We start from the raw sequence: 19,228 nt of genomic DNA on the forward strand, positions 1-19,228 counted from the left end.
TTCTTAAACTTCAATCGACGGGAGCTGTATTTAGATGAAAGCTAGTGAAATCCGTTCCAAATGGCTGGAATTTTTTGCGGGAAAAGGTCATAAAATCGAGCCCAGCGCGTCTCTGGTTCCGCATAACGACCCCTCGCTTTTGTGGATTAACGCAGGGATGGCGCCGCTTAAAGCTTATTTTGACGGCCGGGTGAAGCCGGAGAATCCGCGTCTTGCGAACTCGCAGAAGTGTATCCGCACCAATGACATCGAGAATGTGGGCAAGACACGCCGGCACCATACGTTTTTTGAGATGCTGGGGAACTTCTCCATCGGGGACTATTTTAAGGAAGAAGCGATTACATGGGCTTGGGAGTTCCTGACGGGCAAGGATTGGATCGGCTTCGATCCGGACCGCTTGTCGGTTACTGTATACCCTGAGGATGAAGAAGCGTTCAAGTTCTGGAATGAAAAAATCGGGCTGCCCGCAGAGCGCATCATCAAGCTGGAGGACAACTTCTGGGATATCGGCGAAGGGCCTTGCGGACCTTGCACGGAAATTTTCTACGACCGCGGCGAAGCCTACGGCAGCGACATGTCGGACCCGGAAATGTACCCGGGCGGCGAGAATGAGCGCTACCTCGAAGTGTGGAATCTGGTGTTCTCGCAGTTCAACCATAATAAAGACGGCAGCTATACGCCGCTTCCGAACAAGAACATCGATACCGGCGCGGGTCTGGAGCGTTTCGCTTCCATCCTCCAGGATGTGGATTCGAACTTCGACACCGACCTGTTCCAGCCGATCATTCAAACAACGGCCAAGCTTGCCGGCGTAAACTACAAGGACAATCTGGAGCAGGATATCGCGCTGAAGGTTATCGCCGACCACATTCGTACCGTGACTTTCGCGGTAGGCGACGGCGTACTGCCTTCCAATGAAGGACGCGGCTACATTATCCGCCGTCTGCTGCGCCGTGCGGTTCGTTACGGCAAGACGCTTGGCCTGGACCGTCCGTTCATGTACGAGCTGACGAGCGTTGTGGGCGATATTATGGGCGTCTACTACCCAACCGTTGTAGAGAACCGTGAATATATTGCCAAAATCATCCGCACGGAAGAAGAACGCTTCCATGAGACGCTGTCCGACGGCCTGGCCATCCTGGGCGAAATCAGCGACCGGGCAAAGGCAGAAGGCGTGGACACGATCAGCGGAGCGGACGCGTTCAAGCTGTATGACACGTATGGCTTCCCGTTCGACCTGACGGAAGACTACGCGGCCGAGCAGGGGCTGAAGGTTGACCGCGAAGGGTTCGACGCGGCGATGCAGGAGCAGCGCAACCGGGCAAGAGCGGCCCGTCATGACAGCGGCAGCATGAAGGTGCAGGGCGGCGCGTTGTCCGAATTGACGGTTAAAAGCAAATTTGTTGGATATAATGACCTCGTAGCCGAAACGAAAATCGCCGCCATCCTGGTCGGGGATGAGCTGGTGGACACTGCAGGAGAGGGCGCTGAAGCGCAGGTTATTCTGGAGTCCACTCCGTTCTACGCCGAAAGCGGCGGTCAAGTAAGCGACCACGGCGTACTGACGGGCGGTGCGGTTACAGCGAAGGTCAACGGGCTCTTCAAGGCGCCCCGCGGCCAGCATGTCCATCTGGTGACTGTGGAATCCGGTGAGCTGAAAGTAGGAGATACGGTCCGAGCCGAAGTGAACCGGGCGGAACGCGAAGATGTGGTGAAGAACCACACGGCTACTCACCTGCTGCATAAAGCGCTGAAGGAAGTGCTCGGCGGCCATGTTAATCAGGCGGGCTCGCTCGTGGAAGGGCAACGTCTGCGGTTCGACTTCTCGCATTTCGGCGCGATTACGCCGGAAGAGCTAACGGAAATCGAGCATAAAGTCAATGAGCAAATCTGGAGAGCCCTTGATGTCGTCATCGAAAACAAACCGATCGACGAAGCCAAAGCGATGGGCGCAATGGCGCTCTTCGGCGAAAAATACGGCGATATCGTCCGCGTGGTACAGGTCGGTGATTACAGCCTTGAGCTGTGCGGCGGCTGTCATGTAAGAAACACCTCGCAGATCGGCATCTTCAAGCTCGTCAGTGAGAGCGGCATCGGCTCCGGCGTGCGCCGGATCGAGGCTGTGACCGGCCGTTACGCTTACCAGTACACGGAGAGCCAGCTCGACTTGCTGAAGCAGGCTGCCGCGCTGCTGAAATCGTCGCTGCCGGACGTGCCGAAGCGGATCGAGGCTTTGAGCGGCCAGGTGCGCGAGCTTGCACGCGAGAACGAGTCGCTGCAATCGAAGCTCAGCGCGGCTGCGGCTGCCGAGCTGACGGGCAGCGTGAAGACGGTCGGCAGCGGCGTTCAGGTGCTGACGGCCGCCGTACAGGCCGGCAGCATGGATGCGCTGCGCTCCATGGCTGACGAGCTGAAAGCGAAGCTGCCGGAGGCCGTCATAGCGCTGGGCGCCGCAATGGATGACAAAGTCAACTTTGTCATCGCGGTGCCGCAGGCGCTGGTGAAGCAGGGCTACCATGCCGGCAAGCTGGTGAAGGAAGTCGCCGCCGTATGCGGCGGAGGCGGAGGCGGCCGTCCGGACATGGCGCAGGCCGGCGGCAAGGACGCTTCCAAGCTCGCAGCCGCGCTGAAGAAGGCCGAAGAGCTGGTAGCGGCTCAGGGCTAGAGAGCCGGCTGCCTGTCCATTTGCCCTCTCCCCGCGAGGGGAGCGGCACAATGGACGCACTTTGAGCGTGCCCTGTCTGAAAGGGCCGGGAAGCGCGTGGAGTCCCGGTGCAAAGGGGCTTTAAATGAATTGCCGGCCGAAAGGCTTGCTCCTTTGAGCCGGGCCTTCAGTCAGCGCCCCAAGCAGGCTTTAGGCCCCTGCGGGACAAGTTTTGCGCTTTTTCATCTCTTCTGTCCGCTGCCCATTCTTAAAATTGCGGGTTTTGCAGGCAAAATCCCAAAAAAGCGCTATATTCCGGCAGGATTTTCTTGTTTGGCCGTGAATATGTTATGATGGGGACAGATATAAATCAGTAATACAGCAACTTTGCGAGTGCCGCTATTAAAATCGGCTGCGCAGGAGGAAGGTGTCACAGATGGACTCCATGGACAAAACGGTCAAATTCAATGTGAAGGGCGACGAGAAAGAGGCATCTCCCCGGGAGATTCTGCTCACCGTCCACAACGCCCTGTTGGAGAAGGATTATAATCCGATCAACCAGATTGTAGGGTATCTTCTTTCCGGTGATCCGGCTTATATTCCGCGCCACAACAATGCGAGAAGTTTGGTCCGGAGGAAAGAACGTGACGAGCTGATTGAAGAGCTGGTCCGGTTCTACCTTGCCAATCAGCCGGCGGATAAGGTCAAATGAGGAAGCTCGGTCTGGATTACGGTGACCGCCGGATCGGCGCGGCCGTAAGCGATGCTTTTGGCTGGACCGCTCAGGGACTGGAGACCATCGAGCGCCGCCGGGACGGGAGCGAGCTGGAGCGAATTCGTCACCTGATCGAGGAGTATGAAGTGTCCGAGGTTGTGGTCGGCCTGCCCAAGAATATGAACGGCACAGTAGGCCCTCGCGGCGAGATCTGCATTGAATTCGCAAACGCGCTGCGGGAGAAACTGAACTTGCCCGTACACCTTTGGGATGAGCGCCTGACAACGGTATCCGCGGAGCGGGTGCTGATTGAAGGCGATGTCAGCCGTAAGAAGCGCAAAGGAATTGTGGATAAAATGGCCGCAGTTCTGATTTTGCAAAATTATTTGGATGCTAACAGTAAAAGGTGAGGGGTGCGCACACATGGCAAACGAGCAGATCGGCATGGAAGAGGAACCGGAAATTATTTATATTCCCGATGATGAAGGCAACGAAGAGGAATTCGAGGTTATTATGAAGTTCGAGGTTGACGGCTCCGATTCCAAGTACATGATGGTCGTCCCGCTCGATTCCGAGGACGATGAAGCCGATGAGGTATACGCATTCCGTTATGAAGAGGACGGAGACGATCTGCAGTTGTTCATGATCGAGGACGACGAGGAGTGGGCGATTGTCGAAGAAACCTTCAACACGCTGGTTGACGAGCTGGACGGAGGAGCGGAGAATGACTGAGTACTCTGCCGACCAGGTGATATGGACCTCCAGGCTGAAAGAAGCTTTTGGAGAAACCGTGGAACTGGAAGACGAGAACGGCACAGCCTCCGTATACGAGATCATCGCCGAATTTGAAGTGCAGGGCCGCGGATATGCGGTGCTGAAAGAGTCGGACAAGGACGGGGAGCCGGAAATTCTGCGCTTGCTCGTTTCCCCGGATGGCCTTCCGGAGCTGGAAAGTATTGAAGACGACGACGAATGGGAAGATGTCTCGGAGCTATACGACGAGCTGACTTTTCCGGACGACGAAGTGTAAGCATATACGGCTTGCCGCTTTCGGCCCTCGGGCCGGCTGCTGCAGGCGCATGCAGGGGAGGGCGGAGCATTCCGCGCTCCTTTTGCATGATTATTTTTTTAAAATATCTATTGAATTTAAATGAATACAATTTTATATTTATAGTCGGAAAGCGAGGAGTAGGTTTGAAATCCGCCATTCGCAATCTGTTGATTGTCCTGCTGCTGTTGATCATTGCGGCGGGGGGAGGAATCTGGTACGTATGGAACGGCATGAAGCCGGTTGAGCCTTCTGGCTCCGCAGTAACCTTTACGGTACAAAAAGGAATGGGCAGCTCAGAAATTGCCGACCTTTTGGAGAAGAACGGCATTATCCGCAGCGCTCTTTTATTTAAAGGCTATTTGAAATGGACCAATGAAGGCTCGCAGTTCAAGGCGGGAACCTACAGCGCCGCGCCCGGCGCAACGTATGATAATCTGATTGCCCAGCTGAACGCGGGAGACGTGGTAAAAAAGGAAACGGTCGTGTTCACCATCCCGGAAGGCTATACGGTGGAGCAGATTGCGGACAGGCTTGCTCAGGCGTGGGGCAAGGAAGCATCGGTCTTTTTGTCGCTGATGGACAAGGGGGAGGGCCTTAAGGAGACGGAGGTTCTCGGCGTTCCGCAGGATCAGGATTTGCGCCACCGGCTGGAGGGTTATCTGTTTCCGGAGACGTATGAGCTGGTCAAGGGCAGCACCCCGCAGCAGATTGTCGAGAAACTGATGGACGAGCTGCAAAAGAAGCTCGATAGTATTCCGGATTGGCAGACCCGGCTTAAAGAACGCGGGATGACTCTGCACGAGCTGCTGACCGTCGCTTCGCTCGTGGAGCGTGAGGTCGTTGTGGACAGCGAGCGGCCGCTTGTGGCCGGCGTGATCTATAACAGGCTGAAGAAGGGACAAAAGCTGGAGATCGACGCCACTGTCCAGTATTTGCTGGGCCGCCAGAAGGAAAGATTGTTGTATAAAGATTTGGAAATCAAAAGTCCGTATAATACGTACCGGAATACCGGGCTGCCGCCGGGACCAATTTGCAACCCCGGATTAGCCTCGATCAAAGCGGCGCTTGCGCCAGAGGCTTCGGATTATTATTTCTATGTCACGAAAAAGGATGGAACGCACACCCATCTGTTCGCCAAGACGTACAAGGAACATTTGTCCAATGTGAAAAAAAGCCAGCAGGGAGCGAAGGAAACGTCCTCATAAGGACCGCATCGTTTCCAGGGCAATATATAGCACTTATCAAAATCGTAAGAAACAATAAGAATGCCGTCCGGGGCCGACTCGGACTGCCTAAGACGGCATGACAGGAGGATACACGATGAAGAGCAAACCGGAGCTGCTGGCGACGGCCGCTTCCCTTACGGAAGCGGCCGCGCTGCTGGATGCCGGAGCCGACGGGCTGCTGATCGGCGACGACCGGTTCGGCATGCGGCTGGCGGGACATTTCAGCCTGGAAGATACGGCGGCAGCCGTGGAGCTTGCCCATGCGCACGGCCGCAAAGTATACGCCGGACTCGGGGGGCTGATGCCGAACCGGCTGCTGGACGAGCTTCCGGCCTATATCAAGGCCATTGCCGAAATCGGGGTGGATGGCGCGGAGTTCGGTGATCCGGCCGTGCTGGCCGTGGTAAGGCACGAGGTGCCCGGCCTCAGGCTACATTGGAACGCGGAGATGACGTCGACCAATTTCGCGACATCCAACTACTGGGGGCGCAAAGGCGCTTCCCGCGCCGTGCTGGCCCGGGAGCTGAACATGGACGAAATCACGGAAATGGTACCGAAGCTTGAGGTGGAGGCCCAGGTTCAGGTTCACGGCATGACCAATATTTATCACTCCAAGCGGAAGCTTGTGGAGAGCTATATGGCTCATCAGGGGCGGCCGGTCACCGGCGGAAGCCTTGGAAAGGAACGCGGCCTGTTCCTGATCGAGGCCGAACGGCCTGACGAGAAATTCCCGATTTACGAGGATCGTAACGGCACCCATATTATGAGCTCGGACGATATTTGCATTTTGGAGGATTTGCATGTGCTGATGGAAGCCGGGGTACACAGCTTTAAAATTGAAGGGCTGCTGAAGCTGACATCTTACAACGTAGCGGCAGTCAAGGCTTACCGCAAGGCGATCGACGCCTATGCGGCCGATCCGGCAGGCTACGCCTTCCAGGAGGAGTGGCTGGACGAAGTCCGGGAGCTTCAGGACCCGGAGCGGGAGCTGACCTTCGGCTTCTTTTACAAGGAGCAGGTTTATTAAAAATCTAATTAATTGGAATAAAGGAGAGGAGAACAGGGATGAATACTGTGGCCAAGCCGCAATTCAAAGGCAAGCGTTACCGCTTGGATAAACCGGAGCTCCTGGCTCCGGCGGGCAATCTGGAAAAATTGAAATTTGCCGTGCATTATGGCGCGGATGCGGTCTATATCGGCGGGCAGAAATACGGCCTGCGTTCGAATGCGGACAACTTCAGCTTCGAGGAAATGCGCGAGGGTGTGGAATTCGCCAAGAAATACGGCGCTAAAGTATTTGTCGCGACGAATATTTACGCGCATAACGAAGATATCGCCGGAATTGAGGAGTACCTGCGCAATCTGTATGAGGTCGGCATCGCCGCCATTATTGTTGCGGACCCCGCGATTGTGGACATTGCCCAGCGGACCGTACCTGGCCTTGAGGTACACCTCAGCACCCAGCAGTCTACTCTGAACTGGCAGGCCGTGTCCTTCTGGAAGGAAGAAGGACTTCCGCGCGTCGTGCTGGGCCGCGAGACGAGCCTTGAGGAAATCGCCGAGATCAAGCAGCATGTCGATATCGAAATCGAGGCTTTTATCCATGGAGCGATGTGCTCCTCGTATTCCGGCCGCTGCGTGCTGTCCAACCACTTTACGGACCGCGACTCCAACCGCGGAGGCTGCTGCCAGTCGTGCCGGTGGAAATACGATTTGTTCGAGGATACGCGTGAAGGCGGAGTCCGGGTCTCTGAGGAACCAAGCGCCGGACAGCTGCCGCAGCGCCTGGTTCCCGGCGTAACGCAGCTTCCGCTGCACGAGCCGGAGGATAATCCGTTTTCGATGGGCGCCAAGGATCTGTGCATGCTGGAGCGCATTCCCGATCTGATCGAGGCGGGCATCGACAGCTTCAAGATCGAAGGCCGGATGAAGTCCATCCACTACGTCGCCACCGTGGTCAATGCTTACCGGAAGGCGATCGACGCCTATATGGCCGACCCCGAGCATTACGAGATGAAGCGGGAATGGATGGATGAATTGAACAAAGCGGCCAACCGTCCGCTGAACACAGGATTTTTCTACGACACGCCGGATCATGAGGATCATATCTACGAACCGGAAGAAAAAGCCGCTCCATTTGACTTTGCCGGCCTTGTGCTGGAGTATGACGCGGAGACGGGCACGGCGCTGATTCAGCAGCGAAACCATTTCAAACCGGGTCAGGAGGTTGAATTCTTCGGACCGGACCGCAGCCCGTTCAAGCAGATTGTGGGCGAGCTGCGGGATGAGGAAGGCACTGTACTGGACGCCGCGCGCCATCCTTTGCAGCGCATCCGGATGAAGGTCGACCAGCCGGTGGCTTATTTTGATATGATGCGGAAGAAGAAATAACAAAGCGGAATGTATGGAACGGGCGGGTTTCGGATGACGGAACCCGCCTGTTTTTTTGTACAAAATTACAAATTTACAAAGAAAGTAGGTCTACAGACATAAAAAATGAAGAAAGGTATAAGAAAAATCTCCCAGTCTGCCGATATAGTGGATAACGCTTACATCATGCAGTGCAAATTCATCAGGCAGGTGATCAGGAATGGGAGAGGCTGAAAGAGAGAGAAAAAAGGGTCAACGCAAAGAAAGCTTAGTGAAGGGTCAGCGTGATGAAGGCCGGCCAGGACAGAACCTGACGACAAGGGAGAAGACGGGCGGCTGGTTTGCGGGCATATCGGCACACCAGGATTGGAAGCGCTTGCTGACTCAATCCGCAGGGCAATTCAGAACGGTCAATCCCGCCAAGTCGGTCGGGGTCAAGCTGTTTCTGATTTTTTTATCGTCCATTGTCGTTGTAGTTATGTTTCTGGGATTAATGTCTTATACGAAGGCCAAGAACACCATCAAGGATAATGTGTCCGAAGCGAACCGCCAGACGATTATTCAAAATGCCGAGAAGCTCGATATTATTTTGAACCAGTACGAGACGCTCGCTTTGCAGCTGTTCTTTGATCCGGAGGTTCAGGCGCAGATTGACAATCTGAAGAACGCCAAATCGTTTTATGATCAATTTGTGGCGATGGATAACATCGGTGAGAAGCTGACCAATCAGACGACCGCAGATTCCAATATCATCAGCTTTTCGCTGATCCCGGATAACGCTAAACAGCAAGTCATGACAAGCGGCAATTCCAAGCTGGTTTCGGAGGATATGCGGGACAAGGACTGGTACAAGCAGGCGATTGCCAATACGGAAAATTATAAGCCGACTTTTGCGGGTGACTCCTTCAGCTCAAAGTTCTTCTGGTTTCCGGTTAGTGATGTTGTGAAGGAAAGCACCAACATCGCTATTGTGCGAAAGCTCCAGAATATGGGGGACACTTCCGGGTACGTCGTGGTGATCGAAATCAAGCAGGATACGCTTGAAAGCGCCTTCCGAAGCGTAAATCTGGGGAATGGATCACATATCCAGCTGGTTTCGCCCGAAGGCACCGTTATCGCTTCCTCTGTCAAGGAGGAGGACGGTAAAGCGTCGGCCTATGCTTTTATCAAGGACAGCAAAGCCAATAACAGCAGCATCGAAACCCGGGACGCGAAGGGTCGTGACCTGCTGGCCGTGTTCAGTCCGCTCACAAAAGCCGACTGGAAGCTTACGGGCATCGTTCCGACCGATGCGCTCGTGAAGGACGCGAAGCCGATTCTTTTTACTACTTATATCGCGGCTGGAGCGGCGGCCCTGCTGGCGCTGCTGCTCGGCGTATGGATGGTGCGCATGATCGCCCGTCCGCTTGCACGTCTCAAGGATCTGATGGGCGAAGGCGCCAAGGGGAATTTGACGGTACGTACACCGTATACTTCCTCAGATGAGATCGGCCAGCTGTCGGCTTCCTTTAATCTGATGATGGAACGCATTACGGAGCTGGTCTCCCAGACGACGGAATCAGCCCGCGATGTGCTGGGGACGGCAGGCGAGCTCGGAGTAGCTTCACGCAAGACGGCGGTATCCGCCAAGGAAATTGCGGCTGCAACCGAAGAAATCGCCGAGGGAGCCGGCAGTCTCGCGCTTGATGCCGAGAAAGGCAACGAGCTGACCGAGGCCTTGTCGGCCCAAATGGAGGCGGTCATTCACTCCAACCGTGAAATGGACGACAGGGCGCGTATTGTCGGGGAATCCAGCGGCAAAGGGATGATGCAGCTTGAAGAGCTGCTGAAGCAGACGGGGCGCACGGGCGAGATGACCAAAGCACTCGTCGATAAAGTGGACAACCTGAAGCAGACGGCTCTGTCCGTCCTGAAGGTGCTTGACGTGATGAAAAATATTACCCAGCAGACTAACATTTTGTCTCTGAACGCGACGATCGAAGCGGCGCGCGCGGGCGCGGCCGGCCGGGGCTTTATGGTGGTGGCGGGCGAAATACGGGCGCTGGCCGATCAATCGAAGGAATCGATCGCGCTCGTTGCGAACATCACCGACAAGATCATGACGGAAATGAACGAAACGGTGGATGTGCTGTCAGAGGTGACGCCGCTGTTTGCGGAGCAGATGAGCTCGGTCAAGAATACGAGCGATATTTTTCTATCGGTTCGGGAACAGATGGATGGCTTCGTTGCGAGCCTGCAATCGGTAACATCTGCGATCGACAGTCTGAAAGCTTCCCAGACGGTGTTGTCTGAGGCGATGAGCAATGTAAGCGCTGTGGCGGAGCAGTCGTCGGCGACCTCGGAGGAGGTGGCGTCGCTCAGCAGCGAACAGCAGAGTGTAAGCGACCAACTGGTCATGCTGTCGGCCAACCTTGAAAGCGTTTCGGGCCATTTGAAGGAAAAGCTGTCGCTCTTCAAAATTTGACCGCAGCGCAAGCAATCGGCTGTCCCTAGAGGACTACGGTTAATAGCGGACCTTCGCATCAAACGGTGCGGAGGTTTTTTTTGCATATTTAAGCGACATACAAGGACGATAGCGGGCATTGTTATCGCGGACGCTGGACATAATAGGAAAAATTACGCTTTCGGAGGCGATCCGATGCCAAGCAAACGCCGCTACAAAAACAAACGAATTTCTGTCACCCTGATTCTGCTCGCTGCCGTCTTCGCTCTGCTTGTACTGCGGCTCGCCTGGATTCAATTCGTCATCAGCGGGCGCCGTGTTCCCGGGGGGCAGTATCCTCTCGCCAAAATGTCCCGGATTCAGAGCGAACGGGAGGTTGTGCTCGACACCGGCCGGGGACGGCTGTATGACCGTCATGGACTGCCGCTGGCCGGAGAGACAATATGGGCGGCGGCTTTTTATCCGCAGGAGGCAGGAAAGCGCGGAGAGAGTGGCGCCGGGACTGCAGATTCGCTTCAAGCGCTTCGCCGTTTGGCCCTGGTACTGGGCGTGCCCTATAAACAGCTTCAGGAAAAAAGAGAGAAGCTGGTCCAGCCCTTCCTCTGGCCCGCCAAGTCTGGCGGCGGCCCGCTTGCGCTTACGCCGGTGCAAGCCGCCGAAATCGGCCGCCTTCGGATTGACGGCGTCCGTGTGCTGCCGTACGCCTGCAGACCGGGCGGCAGTCTGACCGGGCGCCAGTGGCTCGGCCATTTGTCCGAAGCCCGGCCGAAGCAGATGAGCCGCGCGGCGGGCGGTAATGCGGCATCCGTCGGAAACGGCGGAAATGGCGGCTCCGGTCTGCGCGTGACGATGGAAGGAACGACGGGACTTGAGAAGACGCTGGAGCCGCTGCTTCGCGGGGTCGGGCATACCGAGGTCGTTGCGAGAGTCGACGCCGAAGGGAAGCGTCTGCCGGGCAGCGGATTGACGGTGCGGACGCCGTCCAATCCCTATTATCCGCTGAAGCTTCAGACCACTGTCGATCTGAAGCTTCAGGACAAGATTGAGAGGCTGGCTGCCGAAAGCGGCGTCAAGGAAGGAGCGGTCGTCGTGCTGGAGGCCGGGACCGGCGATGTGGCGGTGATGGTATCGCTGCCGTTCTATGATCCCGGCAATGTCTCGCCCGAGGGAGGCGAGTGGAATAACCGCGCGCTCCAGGCGGCGGCGCCCGGCTCGATCTTCAAAATCGTTACCGCCGCCGCCGCGCTGGAAGCCGGCGTGACTTCGCCGGGTGAGACGTTTCACTGTCATGGCGCCTATGGCAAATACGGGCTGTCCTGCCATAAGAAAGCCGGACACGGCGCGCTGACTCTGGAGCAGGGCTTCGCCCTGTCCTGCAACAGCGTGTTCGCCGCGCTCGCCGAGCGGCTGACGGCGAGCCAGCTCCAGTCCGCGGCGCTGGCGCTCGGCCTCGGCCGGGACATCGGCTGGCGGCAGGAGAAGGTTCTCGGCCTGCCGCTGCTCCAGCCGCTCTCCGGCGAACAGCGGGGGACCGTCTTTCGGACGCTGATCCCGGGCGACGGGGGAGCCCGCGTGCAGACGGCCATCGGCCAGCGCGACGCCATGGTCACGCCGCTGCAGGCGGCGAATCTGGTCGTCACGCTGCTGCACGGCGGCGAGGTGCGCGCGCCGCGAATCCTGCGCGAGGTCGATTTCGCCAATGGGCAGAAGCTGATGGACCTGCCCCCGCATCTGGCGCCCGCCCCGGAAGGGCGCATCTCGGAGCGTACCGCGAAGCTGCTGCGGTCCTGGATGCGCCGGGTGGTGACGGATGGCACGGGCCGGTCCCTCAGCGGCGCGCGCTGGTCGCTTGCCGGCAAGTCCGGCACGGCGGAGACGCTGGTCCGGAGAGCCCCCCGGACCAATCAATGGTTTATCGGCTTCGGTCCGGCAGAGAAGCCAGAATATGCGTTGGCGGTGCTGGTCAAGAACGCGGCTCCGGAGAGCCCCCACACCGCCACCCGGCTGTTCGGCGAGATCATGGACCTTCTTGCGGAGCCTTCCGGCGGCTGATCTCCGCATCGCTGCCGGCGGCTGATTCGCCCGGCTCATCTCCGTTTCCGTCACCGTAAGCGAACGGAGAAACGATGAATTCCTCCTGCGGCAGGGAAATCCACTTCTTAAGATAGCCCTGCTGGAGCAGCTCCTTGATCAGAATCAGCAGAATCGGCGAGAGAATCAGCCCGGCGACGCCGAAGGCGGAGGTTGACAGGATGACAAAGGACAGCATCAGGAACGCCGAGGAGACGCCAATGGAATTGCCGGTGATCTTCGGCTCCAGCAGCTGGCGGACAAGCAGCACAACGGCCAGCAGGACGAGAAGTCCGATCGCAAGCGGCGTGCTGCCGATGATGAACAGATAAATGATCCAGGGGACCAGAATCGTTGTTACCCCCAGAAGCGGCAGAATGTCGAACACTGCACAGACGAGCGCCATCGTGATTTCATTTCCGGTCTGCAGGATGAACAGGCCCACAAGTACAATGACGAATGTAATGGAAATCAGGATCAGCTGCGCTTTTAAATAGGAGCCGATGGCTTTGAAGACGTTGCCCTGCAGGAAGCTATAAGCCGTCTTGAACGTCTTCGGCATTTTATCATGCGCGACCCGCCGCCAATCCTTGATCTCCATGCTCAGGAAGAACGCGAGGATGATGGCGACCCCGAAATTGGCCATAAACGAGGAGAACGTGCCCAGAAGCCGGATCATATATTTAAAGAACACAATCAGCCAACTTGACAGCAGATCGGTAGCCGTTTTGAAATAGCTGTTCAGTTTGTCGGTGATATCGGGCGGGAGATTCGCTATTTTTTGCTGAAGCCAGGTCGTCAGCTCAATAAATTGCTGCTGCACCACATATGTATAATGGGGGAGATTTTCCTGAAGCTGCAGCGCCTGCGATGCAATCAGCAGTCCGGCGCCGAACAGCGTGCCGAGCAGCAGAATCAGGAACAGCAGCACGGAGATAGCGGAAGCGAACGGCTTGGGCAGCCCCCTGCGATTCAGGAAGCGCGCCAGAGGTTCAATCAGCATAAATACGAAAAAGGATAAAAACACGGGAGCGGCCAACTGGTACAGCTTGCTGAAGGCGAGCATGACCAGATAAACGGTAAGCACGAGCAGTCCGATATCGAAAAAGGTACGCCAATATTTTTTGTAAAGCGGCAGCATGAATTTAACGACTCCTTTGCGATTGGGATGGCATTTCTTTCACAGAACTGATTTCCATTGTACACGATTTTACCAAAAAACCATCTTTTTCTTTGACAGCTGTGGTAAAATGGGGAGTAACGGTTTTTAAAAGGATGCGGCTCGTTCAGCCCAGAAACAGATATTCACAAGACTCTGCACGCATCGCTGCATAGAAAGCGCAGGCTCTACAAATTCGGCGCTGCCGCTTCTTCATGCCTTGTCGCCGCTTAAGCCGGCATTCACCTCTATTTGGCCGTTTTCCGCCTGTCAGCTAACAGACGTAAGAGCGGCTCTCAAGTCAACTCTCGAGAAAAGCGGGGAAGAAAAATGGAGACTTTGCTGCTCTGGTTGTTTTACATCTCAACATTTTATGCGTTTATTCCCGGCATCATCAGCCGGATCTTCGGTTACCGCGTCTTTCGAAGAGGAATCGGAGTCAAGGATTTTGCCCTTACCTTTGACGACGGTCCTGACCCGAAGTACACGCCAATTCTGCTTGATTTGCTGAACAAGTATAACGCCAAGGCTACCTTTTTTGTCGTCGGCTCCCACGCGGAGCGCTGCCCCGAGATCATCCGCCGCATGCATGCGGAGGGGCATCTGATCGGTATTCACAATTATATCCACAAGAGCAACTGGCTGATGCGTCCCAGCACGGTCCGCAAGCAGATTCAGCTTACTGATGATATTATTTACGGAATTACCGGCGAGCGCAGCACGTACTACCGTCCGCCTTGGGGGATCGTTAACCTGTTCGATTTCTCGAAGCGCCGTCATGTCAAAATCGTACTGTGGTCCGCCATGTTCGGCGATTGGCGCAAGAAGCTCGGCGTGGATCGGCTGACGGAAAAAATGCTGGCCCGTCTGAATCCCGGCGAAGTGATGCTGCTGCATGACTGCGGCTTGACGCTCGGGGCCGATCCCGAGGCGCCGGAGCAAATGCTGGCTGCGCTGGAACGCACGCTGGAAGAAGCCAAGGTCAGGGGGCTTAACAGCATCCGGGTTGACGAGATGATCAAGGCGGCCGAGAAATCCTCGCTGGCCCGGATGTCCTTCGGCAAGCGTCTGCTTGTCGGTCTGTGGCTTCTTTGGGAACGGTGCTTTCACTTCCTGTTCCGTCTGCGGACGGTATCACCGGCGCTTCCGTTCCTCCATTACCGTCTGCGTGCTTATCAAGGCCATTCGGTTTCACTTGATGACGGAACGACGCTGAGCAAGGGCGACCAGGTCATTGAGCTTCATATCGACAATCACCAGCTGTTCGAGCTCGGGATGCAGTCTCGTTCGGCGGCCCAGCTCGCGATCCGGATGATTCGCCGGATGGATAAGGATATGCCGTATCTTGCGGAAATCATCGCCGGAGACGACGCCCTGTCGGAAGCGAAGGCGCTGTACGGCATCAGTATGATCAACCGGGGGCCGGAGAAGTTTGGCTTTACCGTCAAGGATATGCCGAAAGGGCTCTTTGCAAGCCTTACGAAATTTTATCTCAGCATTCTGATGAGTGTCATTCATCCGGCAGGCGGGGCGCGACTGAAGGAACGAAGCGAGGCGCTGGTTCCCAAGATCATCGTGATGCCGGTATCTCAGCTGCTTGATTCCTATGGGCAAAAATGCACCGGAGCCAAGCTACACAGACGGCAGGCCGCTGGTCCGGAGCATGAAGAAGATATGGCCGAAGCTGAGCTTCCCGGCGCTCACGCTCATTGATTTGGCAATTATCCGCGTATGGAAAATCCCTTTCTTGAAGACGCTCAGTCAGAACCCTTTGGCGGGATTTGGCGGTGTCCGACGGAAAGGGCTTTTTATTATGGCAACAGCTGGCACGGCTGCCCCTTTGTATTACTTGTTTGTACGAAGGACTTAAGTACCCGTTTCAAAAAAACAAAATGAGCTCCTTTCTCATTGACGCTTCAAAAAGGTAATATAGAAGTGTGGAAGTCATCATTTTTTTGTCACCCTAACGATAACAGGAGGTTCTTGCCAATGAAACCCGTACAGTTTCCGCAGGATTTTATCTGGGGCGCGGCTACCGCTTCGTACCAAATCGAAGGCGCTTACGATGAAGACGGCAGGGGGATGTCCATCTGGGACACGTTCGCCCGGATTCCCGGAAAAGTTGAGAACATGGACAACGGAGACGTCGCCTGCGACAGCTATCACCGGTTCCGCGAGGATATCGCCTTCATGAAGGAGCTCGGCCTGAAAGCTTACCGGTTCTCCATTGCCTGGCCGCGGATTTTTCCGGAAGGCACGGGGGAGCTTAACCCGGAAGGGCTTGCTTACTACGATGCTTTGGTTGACGCACTGCTAGAGAACGGAATCGAGCCCGTATGCACGCTGTACCACTGGGACCTGCCCCAAACGCTGCAGGATGCGGGAGGATGGGAGAACCGGGCGACTGTCGATGCATTTGTCGAATATGCGAAGACGCTGTTCCGCGCTCTGGGAGGCAGAATCAAGACATGGATAACGATTAACGAGCCTTGGTGTGTGTCGTTTCTGTCCAATTACCTTGGCTTGCATGCGCCTGGCAACAAGGATTTGCAGCTCGCCGTAACCGTTTCCCATCATTTGCTGCTGGCACACGGAAGGGCCGTTCGAACCTTTCGGGAATTGGGAATCCCCGGAGAAATCGGCTTTGCCCCCAATGTAACGTGGATGGAGCCATACAGCAGCCGGAAAAAGGATGCAGATGCCTGCAAACGGGAGAACGGCTGGTACATGGAATGGTTTATGGACCCGGTATTCAAGGGCGAGTATCCGTCCTTTCTGGTCAAATGGTTCCGGGAGAAGGGAGCGGAGGTTCCCGTACTGGAAGGCGATATGGAGCTTATCCGTGAGAAGATCGATTTTCTTGGCATCAATTACTACTCCGGCTCCGTGGCAAAATACGGCGAACAAGCGGGTCTTATGGCATGCGAACCGGTGGACATGGGGTATACCCGGACGGATAACGGCTGGCCGATTTACCCGGAAGGCTTTTACAAAGCGCTGAGCTATATAGGCGGCCGTTACGGCGATATTCCGATCTACATTACGGAGAATGGGGCCTGCTACAACGACGGACCGGACAGGGGAATCGTGGCGGATCAGAAGCGGATTGATTATCTGTACCAGCATCTGCTCCAGCTTCACCGCAGCATCGGCAACGGTATTCCGGTCAAAGGATATTTTGCCTGGTCGCTGCTCGACAATTTCGAGTGGGCTTTCGGATACAGCATGCGGTTCGGACTGATCCATGTGGATTACGATACGCTTGTCCGTACGCCGAAAGACAGCTATTACTGGTATCAGGATGTAATCGAAACGGGCGAGGTGTAAGGCAGGAACGCTGAGCGGAAACTGCATAAATGAGGATTCGCCTCAAAAAAAACAGCCCGGAAGGCTTTCGTCGATTAGACGATGCCTTCCGGGCTTGTTTGTTGAATGGCCGCAGCCAGTATCACAATCTGTTCCGCTGGCTGCGGGAAAATTAAATTTTGAGTACGCCGCCTTTGCTGGCGTTCGTAACAAGCTTGGAGTAGCGGGCCAGGTAGCCCGTCTTCACTTTGGGCTCGAACTCCACCCAGTCTTTGCGGCGGTCCGCCAGCTCCTCTTCGCTGACATGCAGCTCGATCTTGCGGTTGTTCAGATCCAGCTCGATGATATCGCCGTCGCGAACGAAGGCAATCGGTCCGCCTTCCGCCGCCTCCGGCGAGATATGGCCGATGCTGATGCCGCGGGAAGCGCCCGAGAAGCGGCCGTCGGTGATCAGGCCGACTTTGGCGCCAAGGCCCATGCCGACGATCTGCGAGGTCGGGGCGAGCATTTCCGGCATACCCGGTCCGCCTTTCGGACCTTCGTAACGGATTACGACGACATGGCCTTCTTTAACCTTGCCGCCCGCGATGCCTTGCAGCGCTTCTTCCTGGGAATCAAAGCAGATAGCCGGGCCTTTATGGTAGCCGCCCACGGATGGGTCTACCGCTCCGACTTTGATGATGGAGCCTTCCGGCGCCAGGTTGCCGTACAGCACGGACAATCCACCGACCGGAGAGTACGGGTTGTCCAGCGTATGGATAACGCTCGTATCCTGAATTTCATGTCCGGAAACATTCTCTGCAAGTGTCTTTCCGGTAACGGTCATGCAATCGCCGAACAGCGTGCCCGGCTTCTTCAGAAGCTCGTTCAGCACGGCGCTGACGCCGCCCGCCCGGTCCACGTCCTCGATGAAGATGTCTGAAGCGGGAGCCAGCTTGGACAGATACGGCGTGCGGTTGGCGACTTCGTTGATCCGCTCAAGCGGGTATTCGATGTCGGCTTCCTGCGCGAGCGCAAGGGTGTGCAGCACCGTGTTGGTGGAGCCGCCCATCGCCATGTCGAGGGCAAAGGCGTTGTCGATCGACTCTTTGGTCACGATATCGCGGGGCTTCAGGTCCAGCTTGATCAGCTCCATGAGCTGTTTAGCGGACTTCCGTACAAATTCCTTGCGCTCTTCCGCTACGGCCAGAATCGTACCGTTGCCCGGCAGGGCGAGGCCCAGAGCTTCCGCCAGACAGTTCATCGAGTTGGCGGTGAACATGCCCGAACAGGAACCGCAGGTCGGACAACCGTATTGTTCCAGCTCTGTCAGCTCTGCGTCGTTGATCTTGCCGACCTGATACGCGCCGACGCCTTCAAAGACGGAGGTCAGCGACAGTTTGCGGCCCTTGCTGTCCACGCCGGCCTTCATTGGTCCGCCGCTGACGAAGATGGTCGGGATGTTGACGCGCAGCGCGCCCATCATCATGCCCGGCGTAATCTTGTCGCAGTTCGGAATGCAGACCATGCCGTCGAACCAGTGCGCGGATACGACCGTTTCCAGGGAATCAGCGATAATCTCGCGGCTGGGCAGAGAGTAGCGCATGCCGATATGTCCCATGGCGATGCCGTCGTCAACGCCGATTGTATTGAATTCAAAAGGAACGCCGCCCGCTTCGCGGATCGCTTCCTTGACAATTTTGCCGAATTCCTGGAGATGCACATGGCCCGGGACGATATCGATATACGAATTGCAGACCGCGATGAACGGTTTGCCGAAATCCTCTTCCTTAACGCCTGCGGCCCGCAGCAGACTGCGGTGCGGAGCCCGGTCAAAGCCCTTCTTGATCATGTCTGAACGCATTTTCTTGGCTGCCATATTAAACAATTTCCCCCTTATTAATCAATTGTGATTCCGTATTTTGCCGCGTTAACGCGCTGCTCTCCGAAGAGCCGCGAGCCCGCGGTTTATAGAAAGAACAGGGTCCAGCTCTATACAAGAGGGTGGTCGACGCCGTTTCTATAAAAATATAAAGGCTGCAAACCGCCTGAAGGTCAGGCTAGGCTCATTTATTAGTAGAGTCTATCATAAAGGACCGCTTTTTTCTACCGGACGATGTTAAGTTTATCACAAACGGCGGCTAAAATATTTACCGTTTGCCTGCAGAGCTTCGGGTTGCAATAATCCGCTGCAACTTCATTCATTATAGCAAAGCTGATGGGCTGTCCGATTGTGGGAAATTGTAGAAGGTTGTTTGCTTGTAG

At 56.0% G+C, this 19,228-nt stretch carries 14 protein-coding genes; 12 read left to right on the plus strand and 2 right to left on the minus strand.

The genetic code is table 11. The annotated features are described in order from the left end of the window. Nucleotides 1-34 precede the first annotated feature (34 nt). The 10 genes from alaS to G5B47_RS11050 all read left to right on the plus strand — a co-directional run bounded on the left by alaS (nucleotide 35) and on the right by G5B47_RS11050 (nucleotide 12,501). On the plus strand, nucleotides 35-2,665 hold the full coding sequence (alaS, locus tag G5B47_RS11005; protein ID WP_165097822.1) for an alanine--tRNA ligase: 2,631 nt from the start codon (nucleotides 35-37) through the stop codon (nucleotides 2,663-2,665). Between the two features lie 415 nt (nucleotides 2,666-3,080). After that, on the plus strand, nucleotides 3,081-3,356 hold the full coding sequence (locus tag G5B47_RS11010) for an IreB family regulatory phosphoprotein (RefSeq protein ID WP_124694781.1): 276 nt from the start codon (nucleotides 3,081-3,083) through the stop codon (nucleotides 3,354-3,356). Beyond that, entirely contained in the window at nucleotides 3,353-3,769 is a 417-nt protein-coding gene (gene ruvX / locus G5B47_RS11015; RefSeq protein WP_025334055.1) for a Holliday junction resolvase RuvX, read from the plus strand. Before G5B47_RS11010 ends, ruvX begins: the two co-directional genes overlap by 4 nt. Before the next feature lie 13 nt (nucleotides 3,770-3,782). Beyond that, on the plus strand, nucleotides 3,783-4,091 hold the full coding sequence (locus G5B47_RS11020) for a DUF1292 domain-containing protein (RefSeq protein ID WP_025334056.1): 309 nt from the start codon (nucleotides 3,783-3,785) through the stop codon (nucleotides 4,089-4,091). Next, on the plus strand, nucleotides 4,084-4,389 hold the full coding sequence (locus G5B47_RS11025) for a DUF1292 domain-containing protein (protein WP_165097824.1): 306 nt from the start codon (nucleotides 4,084-4,086) through the stop codon (nucleotides 4,387-4,389). Before G5B47_RS11020 ends, G5B47_RS11025 begins: the two co-directional genes overlap by 8 nt. 164 nt (nucleotides 4,390-4,553) lie before the next feature. Beyond that, the gene (gene mltG, locus G5B47_RS11030) at nucleotides 4,554-5,615 is read left to right on the plus strand and encodes an endolytic transglycosylase MltG (RefSeq protein WP_235957142.1); all 1,062 of its coding nucleotides are present in this window, start codon (nucleotides 4,554-4,556) and stop codon (nucleotides 5,613-5,615) included. Between the two features lie 115 nt (nucleotides 5,616-5,730). Continuing rightward, nucleotides 5,731-6,663, plus strand: coding sequence for a peptidase U32 family protein (locus tag G5B47_RS11035; RefSeq protein WP_165097828.1), 933 nt, complete (start codon nucleotides 5,731-5,733; stop codon nucleotides 6,661-6,663). Between the two features lie 38 nt (nucleotides 6,664-6,701). Further along, entirely contained in the window at nucleotides 6,702-8,027 is a 1,326-nt protein-coding gene (locus tag G5B47_RS11040; RefSeq protein WP_165097830.1) for a peptidase U32 family protein, read from the plus strand. A gap of 199 nt (nucleotides 8,028-8,226) precedes the next feature. Then, complete coding sequence (locus tag G5B47_RS11045) at nucleotides 8,227-10,470, plus strand: methyl-accepting chemotaxis protein (RefSeq protein WP_165097832.1); 2,244 nt, start codon at nucleotides 8,227-8,229, stop codon at nucleotides 10,468-10,470. A 174-nt stretch (nucleotides 10,471-10,644) separates the two neighbouring features. Then, nucleotides 10,645-12,501 (plus strand): peptidoglycan D,D-transpeptidase FtsI family protein, encoded by a 1,857-nt coding sequence (locus tag G5B47_RS11050; protein ID WP_165097834.1) that lies wholly within the window; start codon nucleotides 10,645-10,647, stop codon nucleotides 12,499-12,501. Here G5B47_RS11050 and G5B47_RS11055 read toward each other — a convergent pair. Beyond that, entirely contained in the window at nucleotides 12,467-13,660 is a 1,194-nt protein-coding gene (locus tag G5B47_RS11055) for an AI-2E family transporter (protein WP_165097836.1), read from the minus strand. The genes G5B47_RS11050 and G5B47_RS11055 overlap by 35 nt on opposite strands. 348 nt (nucleotides 13,661-14,008) lie before the next feature. On the opposite strand from G5B47_RS11055, the gene G5B47_RS11060 reads away from it, so the two are divergent. Both G5B47_RS11060 and G5B47_RS11065 read left to right on the plus strand, forming a co-directional pair. Further along, nucleotides 14,009-15,391 carry a polysaccharide deacetylase family protein gene (locus tag G5B47_RS11060; protein WP_165097838.1) on the plus strand — a complete coding sequence of 461 codons (1,383 nt, stop codon included), beginning with the start codon at nucleotides 14,009-14,011 and terminating at the stop codon, nucleotides 15,389-15,391. Between the two features lie 276 nt (nucleotides 15,392-15,667). After that, complete coding sequence (locus tag G5B47_RS11065) at nucleotides 15,668-17,005, plus strand: GH1 family beta-glucosidase (RefSeq protein WP_165097840.1); 1,338 nt, start codon at nucleotides 15,668-15,670, stop codon at nucleotides 17,003-17,005. A 151-nt stretch (nucleotides 17,006-17,156) separates the two neighbouring features. Here G5B47_RS11065 and ilvD read toward each other — a convergent pair whose 3' ends face one another. After that, nucleotides 17,157-18,842 (minus strand): dihydroxy-acid dehydratase, encoded by a 1,686-nt coding sequence (gene ilvD / locus G5B47_RS11070; RefSeq protein WP_165097842.1) that lies wholly within the window; start codon nucleotides 18,840-18,842, stop codon nucleotides 17,157-17,159. Between the last annotated feature and the right edge of the window lie 386 nt (nucleotides 18,843-19,228).

The sequence above is a fragment of the Paenibacillus apii genome (genome assembly GCF_011043685.1).
Lineage (GTDB): Bacteria > Bacillota > Bacilli > Paenibacillales > Paenibacillaceae > Paenibacillus_AQ > Paenibacillus_AQ sabinae.

Bases quoted from the DNA above. Each gene is read 5' to 3' on its own strand.
- alaS (WP_165097822.1), top strand. From the start codon at position 35: ATGAAAGCTAGTGAAATCCGTTCCAAATGGCTGGAATTTTTTGCGGGA.
- G5B47_RS11010 (WP_124694781.1), top strand. From the start codon at position 3,081: ATGGACTCCATGGACAAAACGGTCAAATTCAATGTGAAGGGCGACGAG.
- ruvX (WP_025334055.1), top strand. From the start codon at position 3,353: ATGAGGAAGCTCGGTCTGGATTACGGTGACCGCCGGATCGGCGCGGCC.
- G5B47_RS11020 (WP_025334056.1), top strand. From the start codon at position 3,783: ATGGCAAACGAGCAGATCGGCATGGAAGAGGAACCGGAAATTATTTAT.
- G5B47_RS11025 (WP_165097824.1), top strand. From the start codon at position 4,084: ATGACTGAGTACTCTGCCGACCAGGTGATATGGACCTCCAGGCTGAAA.
- G5B47_RS11035 (WP_165097828.1), top strand. From the start codon at position 5,731: ATGAAGAGCAAACCGGAGCTGCTGGCGACGGCCGCTTCCCTTACGGAA.
- G5B47_RS11040 (WP_165097830.1), top strand. From the start codon at position 6,702: ATGAATACTGTGGCCAAGCCGCAATTCAAAGGCAAGCGTTACCGCTTG.
- G5B47_RS11045 (WP_165097832.1), top strand. From the start codon at position 8,227: ATGGGAGAGGCTGAAAGAGAGAGAAAAAAGGGTCAACGCAAAGAAAGC.
- G5B47_RS11050 (WP_165097834.1), top strand. From the start codon at position 10,645: ATGCCAAGCAAACGCCGCTACAAAAACAAACGAATTTCTGTCACCCTG.
- G5B47_RS11055 (WP_165097836.1), bottom strand. From the start codon at position 13,660: ATGCTGCCGCTTTACAAAAAATATTGGCGTACCTTTTTCGATATCGGA.
- G5B47_RS11060 (WP_165097838.1), top strand. From the start codon at position 14,009: ATGGAGACTTTGCTGCTCTGGTTGTTTTACATCTCAACATTTTATGCG.
- G5B47_RS11065 (WP_165097840.1), top strand. From the start codon at position 15,668: ATGAAACCCGTACAGTTTCCGCAGGATTTTATCTGGGGCGCGGCTACC.
- ilvD (WP_165097842.1), bottom strand. From the start codon at position 18,842: ATGGCAGCCAAGAAAATGCGTTCAGACATGATCAAGAAGGGCTTTGAC.